A 7,499-nucleotide genomic window follows, 5' to 3' on the forward strand; every position below is an offset into this window, starting at 1 on the left:
CGCCAAGGCCGATAGCACATGATCCGTCCTCCCGGGCTTGATCCGGAATTTCGCTTCGCCCGCAATAGAGGGATAGCGGGCTGCGGATGAGGTCCCCCAGCGACGGCGGCTGGAAAGGCTGGCCACGAACGAGCCTCCAGCGATCGGCCACACCATCAACGAAAAAAAGGAGGCCGGCTCGCGCCGACCTCCCTCTTTTCGGTCACCGAAGTGATCGACCTTACTGACCCGACCCCGGGCCGTAGGTGATCTCGACGCGACGGTTCTGCACTTCGCGGACGCCATCGGCGGTCTCGACGCGCAGCTTGGTCTCGCCGAACGCTTCGGTCGTCATCACGCCGTCGGGGATACCCTTCGACGCGAGGTAGGCCTTCACCGAGTCCGCGCGACGCTGCGACAGACCGTCATTGTAGCTCGGCGAACCCGACGTGTCGGTGTAGCCGGCCAGCATGACCTGGGCGGTGCCCGTCGTGCTGTAGGCCTGAGCCGCATTGTCGAGGATCGAAGCGGCCTCCGGCGTGATGTCCGACTTATCCCAGTCGAAGAACACGATGAACGGACCCGGGGTCGCAACCGGCGGCGGCGGCGGCGGGGGAGGCGGCGGCGGCGGGGGAGGCGGCGGCGGCGGGGGAGGCGGCGGCGGCGGCGGGGCCGCAGGCTCGCCGAAGTTGTAGATCAGGCTCGCCAGCAAGCTGTGCGACCGGAACCGCGCCGTCGAGTCACCCGCCGCAATCGGATTGCCCGTGCTGCTGCGGATGTTGACGCCGTAGACGTTGAAGAAGCGATACTTGGCACCAACGTCGATCCGGTCGGTGACCGGGAACAGCACGCCGGCCAGCGCCTGGAACGCGAAGCGGGTGTCGCTGCCGTCGAGGAACCAGTTGCCGCCGTTCAGGCGATGGATGCCGTAGTGAACGCGCGCCAGACCGGCGCCGCCACCGACGAAGCCCTGGATGCCATCATCCTGCCCGAAGTTCAGCAGGGCGTTGGCCATGAAGCTGAGCACCGAAGTATTGCCGCTGCGGCTGCTCGAATAGTCGCCCGCCGGAGCGCCGTTGATCACGGTGCTCGTGGTGTGGCTCTTGAGCTCGGCGCGCTTGTAGCCGACCTCACCTTCGAGCCGAACGGGACCAAGGTCATAACCAATGATACCGTCGACGTCGAACAGACCATTCTTGTAGCGCGAAGTAACAGCATCGTCGACCGCGCCAATATTGACGTCGGTGTTCTCAACAATGATGCCGCCGCCCTCAATACCGACATACCAAGAATTATCCTTGGCGATGGCGGGCGATGCGAGCGCCGTCGTAGCCAATATGGCCGTCAGGGCGAGTTTACGCATTTGAATCCCCTTTTCCTACCTGGGTGCGTTTCCGGTTACTCGAACCACCTAAACTTCGCCAGGGTCCTGCGCAAGTACGCAAAAATGTGGACTGTTGCCGAAATGTCTCGAACTGCGGTCAAACTTTGGGTCCGCCCGCAATCCCGCTGACGCACCCCTAAACTCCAATCGGCGCCAGGAGTTTCCTCGGTCGCAAAAAAAATCGTTACGGGGCGATAATGCCATGTTGCCGCAAGGCATGAAGCACGGCTGCAACGGCCGTCCGCGCGGCAGTGTCGACCGTGGAGCCGCCCGCCGGATCGGCAATGGCGGGCTGACGTGGTCCCATCACTTGCTGCCCGTCAATCACGAGCTGTGCGCCGGTCACCTGTCCCGTCCGCCAGTTCATGCCAGACCATTGCGCATGCGTCGCCACATCGCGCAGGCAGTCATGCCGGGTTGCGGCGTGACGAATCGCCATCCGCCTCCGCTCCAACCGGCGAGATGATCGGCATGCCCCGCCCATGCGCCGGACGCCGCACCTCCGACGATCCAGATCTGCCCCGGCTGCGGTGCGACCGGCGGCACATCGATGCCTGACGCCTCGACCACGGGCTGCACCAGCATATCGAGCAGTGTCAGCGCCTCGTTGTGCGTCACCTCCTTCTGCGCCTGTCCCGCCGCCAGCAACGGCAGCATCAAGCGTGGGGTCGTTTCGGTCATCGCTCTCTCCTCACAGCGTCCACGCGCCGGTCGCCGCCTCGGAAGTGGCATAAGTTCCCTGCTGCACGACGGCGGCGGTAATCGTCGTGGGGGATGCCAGCCCGTCCTCGTCCTGAGCTGCCAGCGGATAATCGTAGAGCGGCTGGTCGAGCATGATCGATCGCCGGGCGGCGGCCGCCGACGACAGATCCAATCGATAGCGCTCAACGTCTTCGCCGAGCGGCGCATCCGCCCCGTCCACCCAGGCCCAACCCGTTCGGCTGCGTCGCCGCCAGCGGAAGCGGATCGTCCCGTCCCCCAGACGCTCGGCCGACAGGGCGACCGGCGCCAGCGGGCGCAGTGCGTCCCCGCGAGCCGTCTTGTCCGCCCGCACGGCGGCCCCGCCGTCGCCCGGACCAAGCGCCATGACCGAAACGGCGCTGCCCACCACCGCGCGCGTCAGCGGCAGTGGCAGCAGGGTGGCACGGTCAAGCAGAAGGAAACCTTCGTCAGCCTGATGCGCATCGATCGCATGTTCGGTGCCGCGCGCGCCCCGCATCAGCCGGCCGATCCGAAACCGCCGCGGTGCTACCTGGACTGCCTCGCCGAATTGGATCAGCTCCTCGCCGAGGAGGGCGAAATTGGCCCCCGCCGCCAGCCCGGCATCATCCGCGCCTTGCAGCGCCATGCCGTCATGCGCCAGCTCGATCGTGACGCGATTGATCTGGTCGAACAGGGCCGCACTGGCCGGCCCGACCACGTCGACCGCGCGTCCGATCACGGCGGGCGGCGCCGTCCGGCCGAGCGGGCTCCAGTTCGCGCCGCCATCGAGGCTGAAATTCGCCTCCGCGCGGCGCCAGCCCGCTGCGCTGCCGGCGGCGGCCAGGAACATTTGCGGCGTGACAGCCGCGACTTCGTCGAGGCTCGGCAGCTCGACGAGCATCAGGCGGGTCTGGCCGGCCTGCGTATCGGCGGCGGCGGCCGCACGGCCGGGATCCGCTCCGATCGGCGTGGGAGCGCCGGGATCGTCCGACCGCAGCCGCACGGTAAGCGCCATCTGCTCGAGCGCGATCGCCTCGATCCGCCAGACCCCGTCCGCCAGCGCGATCCGCTGGCCCGCGCGCGCGCCAAGGTATCGCCACGGCAGGTGGACGGTCGCCCGCCGCCGGCCGCGCCAGCTTCGCGTCAGCGCCGCCTCCGCCAGCCCGCGCGCCAGGTCGCCGGGAACCGCCGCCGGCAGGTCGACACGGTCTTCGTTGCGCGCGCTGCCGGCACGCCGCGCCCGCTGCAGCCCTGCCTGATAATCCCGCGCGGGATCGTAATAAGCGACCGCCACCATGTCGGGCAGCGACCCGGCGGGCCTGCTCTCGCGCATGATCGCCGCGCCGCCTTCATCGTCCGCCTGCGCGCCCAACCAGCGCGCCGCCGGGGTCCATGTCTCCTCCGCCCCGATCCGCAGCGTAGCGCCGTCGTCGGACAGGCTCAGCGGATGCACCGCCGCGATCGCTTCGATTGCGCCGCGCACGCTGTCGCCGCTGGCGGCAAATCCGGTCAGCGGCGGGCCATTCCCGCCCGCCATCAGGCCACCGATCAATTCCTGCGCGATCACCTCCGCCCCGACCTGCGCGGCATCCGCTTCTACCTCGAACGTCAGCGACGGAATGCGGTTGCCGAAATCCGCGAGTTGCATGCCCTCGAAGACGGCATAGGCCAGTCCGCGATGTGCCGGGGTCGCATCGATGCCCTCGGCCGACGCGATCAGCGGATCGGCAGCCTGCGCTTCGTCGCCATGATGGAGGCGGAATCCCGTTTCGCTCTTCCAGTCGCCGGCGGCGCCGCGCAGCAGCTTGCCGTCCGCCCAGATCCGCCCGACCCGCCGGATCGGACGCGCCGACAGCGCCACCGCGAACGATGCCGAATAGCTGTAGCTCGTGGTTGCGGGCCCCGATTTTCCGCCGCCGCTGTGATGTCTGTCCTCGCGCAGGTCGGTGGCCCAGATCACGGTCCCGGCAACCCGCATCGTCCCGAACAGCCGGGGAAGGCGGACGCCATAGGCCGATGTCTGCACGCTCAGATCGCCTAGTCGCGGCCCCTGCCGCCCCTTGGGCTTCAGCAGCGCACGGTCGGCCTGATTGCCCAGCACCGCGCCGATCGCCCCGCCGATCGGCCCCGCCACCAGGCTTCCGATCGTGGTCAGTACCAACGTCGCCATCACCGCTTCTCCCGCCACGCGCCGATAACGGCCAAGACGGGCCGCCCCGGTGTTTCCACCACGCGCCGCAGCCCGGCATCGGCATGGACGAAGCCACGCTCGGTCAGCACCGCCAGATGAAGCTGCTCCGGACCCGCTGCCATCAGCACTAGGTCCCCCGCCGCCGCCAAATCCGGTGCGATCCGCCGCAGTCCCAGGGCCGCGATCGCCCGGCTCACCGCGTCCGGATCGCCGCCGCGCAAGGGGTAGTCGCCCGCCACCTCCCGCCCGAAGGCCGCTGCCGCCACGCCCACGCAGTCCAGTCCCCAGCGTGGATCGCGCCCGTGCGGCCGGAAGCGCGCGCCGACGCAGGCGCGCGCATGCGCCACGATCGCATCCCCGCCCATCATGTCAGGCCCCAGGATATCGCGTGAGCAGGTCCGCGCCGGGAAGATAGGGCTCGCCCCGGAAATTGGCCGCATTGGCGAACCGCGCGCGACAGGTCGCGATCGTCCGATCGCACCCCTCGGTCAGCTCGACCAACGCGCCCGGCAGCGGCGGCGTCGGGGGCGGATCGCGCAGCGTCAGCACCGCGCCCGCCGAGCTTGCGACCGCGCTTTCCAGCCCCCCGTTCGCCCCCTCGATCCAGCGCAGCCGGCCAAGCCCGTAAGCGTCAGCCCCCGGCTCCGGCCGGTCCACCGTCAGCAGCGGCGCATCCCAGCCGACGACCCGCGCCAGCCGGACCCGCGCGCTCATGTCGATCCGGCAGCGCCGGTCGCCCAGCTCGGCGCGGCATGTGGGGCTCGTCTCCTCCACCACCGCACGCGCGAGCGGCGCGGTCGGCCCCCGCAGCTCGGCGGTGAAAGCCCCGTCGCCGATGCCGATCTCGCCCAGTTCGCCCCGCGCGAGAGCGACCGGTGGCGCCTGCGGATCGTCCCAATCCAGCGCGAACAGGCGCACCGCCGCCCCGTCCCAGCGCCCGGCGGCCAGGTCGTCGGCCGTGATCGCATCCGCCGACAACGCGCCGGCCACATCGAGCGTGTCGATGTCGAACCCATCGCTCTGGCTGATCGCCGACGGCGTCATACCCGGGCTGGCGCGATAGACCAGCCCGTCCCGGACGATATCGCGGTCGTGCCCGGTAAAGCCCAGCGCCACGCCGTCGCGCCGCTCGATCCGCCAGCAGAAAGCGAGCGTGGTGAGGTCGCGCGCATACCAGGCGGTCACGCGAAATCCTCGCGCAGCTCGATCAACGGCACCGACGGCGCCTCGCCCGCCGTCACCGCCGCGCGCGAAACCGAAAGCTGGTCCTGCTCGAACCGCACCGGCACATCGAACCGGAAGCCCGCCGTCACCGCCATCCCGGCTGCGGGCGCGACATGGAAGGCGATCACGCCGCCCTCCTCGAGCCTCCACCCCGTCAACCGCTGCACCCCATCGATGCCGATCCGGACGCTTCCCGCCACCGGCCGCGTGATCCGCCGCCGCTCGGGCTCGTCCGCGCCATAAGCCTTGATCAGCGGAAAGCGGGTCCGCACGCCATCGCCGGTCCCGATCACGACATCGTCGAAGCCCGGCTCGCCCGCCATTCCGTTCGAACTGTCGTCGAACGGATCGCGAAAGCGGAAGCCGCGTGCACGTCCGCGGCGGGCGCGAAAGAAGGCGAGCAGCGCCTGCATGTCGGATTCGGAGCGGACGCCCGGCCCCGCGTCGAACCGCATCCGCCCCTGCGCCCAATCCGCATTGCGCTGCTCGAACCCGGCGGTGCTCGTCACCACCGCGGTCGAAAAGCCCGGCTCCGCGCTCGCGGTCCGTCCGATCGCGATCGGAAAGGTCACGTCGTCGAACGCGCGCATCTCGGTCTCCTCTCCGATGTCGAAATGAACATAGCCGTCGCGCATCACCTGCGGGATCGCCCACACGAACACGTCGGCATGGCCGCGCGCACGCGCTGCGTCGGCGGCGGCGTCGATCCGCTGCCACTGCGCCGCATCCTCGCGCCGAAGCACGAAACCGCTCAAGTAATGCGTCTGGCCGGCCGGATAGCCGAGCCGCGCGGTCGCAACCTCGATCCCGCGCGTCGTCGCTGCGGTATCGCCTGCTATCACCCAGTCATAATCCTCGAGCTGGAGCCGGTCGAACGCCGGCCGCGCCCACCCCATCGGCATGTTGGCGCGCAGCACCTCTGGCGCGCGCGCATCGAGCAGGCTGGGCAGATAAGCGAGCAGCAGCACCTCCGCCTGCGGCTCCAGCGCCTTGACCGCGTCGCGCACGCCGGCGGTCGCCGCCGCAAGCAGCGCCCCCGCCACGTCGAGCAATGTCGTCTGCGCACTATCGAGCGGGGCGAACACGTTCGGGATCGCGACCGGCGCCCCCCCGAAGGCGGCCCGCGCGGCTGCGTCATACAGGCAGATGCGCCCGTCGCCCGTCACCCACCACCAGGGTTCGCCGATCTGGAAGCGCACCGGCTGCCCGACCTCGCGCGCGATCCCGACGAACGCCTGCGCTACGCCACGCAGATAGGCCATCGCCTCGCCACTCGCCGGCGACAGCAACGTCGACGGCGGCTCCCAGCCGGTCAACGCCGGCGCGCCTTCCGCCGTCCGTTGTTTCCACGCCTCGGGACAGTGCGCGTCCAGCAGCTCGAACGACAGCGACAGAATGAGGTCGTATCCGAGCGCCTTCGCCCGTGCACCGAAGTCGCGATGCCAGGCGACGCACGGCGCATTGAGCGCACCGCCCGCGAGGCTTGCGACCAAGCCGTCGCCGACGGACGCGAGCCGGAAATAATGGCTCATGCCCACGTAATGGTTGATGATCTTGCGATAGCCGAGCTGGAGCATGGTGCGCAGCAGCCGGGCCGGCGTCAGGTGATAGCTGTCGTCATAACCGCTCGCGATGCGCAGGCCATGTTCGGGCACGATCGCGTCGCCGATCGCCAGCACCGATCGCGGACCGTCACACGCCATCTCGCTCAGTTCGACGCGGCCCTCGACGGGCGCGGCCAGGGGCAAATCCGTCCGATCGTAATCGGGCGCGACCAGCGACAGGAACAGCCGGTCGATATCGCATGCCCAGACCGGGTCGGCCTCGCCCGGCAGCGCGAACCCGCCCGCCAGCGCGTCGAAATCGATCGTGACGATCGCGTCGTCGGGCGCGCCCTCGGCATAGTTCCACAGCCGTACATACCAGGCGCGCGGCGCGCCCCCCGCAAAGCGTCCCACGAAAGTCAGCGTCGGGCCCTCGACCCCCACGAGCGGCTTGATCCCCCTCGATCGCCCGCGG

At 69.7% G+C, this 7,499-nt stretch carries 7 protein-coding genes; all 7 read right to left on the bottom strand.

Annotated elements, in window-relative coordinates; translation table 11 throughout:
• Positions 1–220 precede the first annotated feature (220 nt).
• Entirely contained in the window at positions 221–1,342 is a 1,122-nt protein-coding gene (locus ACOJSF_RS03780) for an OmpA family protein (RefSeq protein ID WP_420140892.1), read from the bottom strand.
• 205 nt (positions 1,343–1,547) lie between these two features.
• Complete coding sequence (locus ACOJSF_RS03785; RefSeq protein WP_420140893.1) at positions 1,548–1,730, bottom strand: hypothetical protein; 183 nt, start codon at positions 1,728–1,730, stop codon at positions 1,548–1,550.
• Positions 1,727–2,044 (bottom strand): DUF2793 domain-containing protein, encoded by a 318-nt coding sequence (locus tag ACOJSF_RS03790; RefSeq protein WP_420140894.1) that lies wholly within the window; start codon positions 2,042–2,044, stop codon positions 1,727–1,729. The genes ACOJSF_RS03785 and ACOJSF_RS03790 overlap by 4 nt, the downstream gene beginning before the upstream one ends.
• A 10-nt stretch (positions 2,045–2,054) precedes the next feature.
• Positions 2,055–4,235 carry a phage tail protein gene (locus tag ACOJSF_RS03795; protein WP_420140895.1) on the bottom strand — a complete coding sequence of 727 codons (2,181 nt, stop codon included), beginning with the start codon at positions 4,233–4,235 and terminating at the stop codon, positions 2,055–2,057.
• Positions 4,235–4,624, bottom strand: a complete 390-nt coding sequence (locus tag ACOJSF_RS03800) for a peptidoglycan endopeptidase (protein ID WP_420140896.1) — start codon at positions 4,622–4,624, stop codon at positions 4,235–4,237. The genes ACOJSF_RS03795 and ACOJSF_RS03800 overlap by 1 nt, the downstream gene beginning before the upstream one ends.
• Position 4,625: 1 nt before the next feature.
• Complete coding sequence (locus ACOJSF_RS03805) at positions 4,626–5,441, bottom strand: DUF2163 domain-containing protein (protein ID WP_420140897.1); 816 nt, start codon at positions 5,439–5,441, stop codon at positions 4,626–4,628.
• The coding region (locus ACOJSF_RS03810) for a DUF2460 domain-containing protein (protein WP_420140898.1) at positions 5,438–7,499 on the bottom strand (2,062 nt) is incomplete at its 5' end. The genes ACOJSF_RS03810 and ACOJSF_RS03805, both read right to left, overlap by 4 nt.

Source organism: Sphingomonas sp. (assembly GCF_048594985.1).
Taxonomy (GTDB): Bacteria; Pseudomonadota; Alphaproteobacteria; order Sphingomonadales; family Sphingomonadaceae; genus Sphingomonas_I.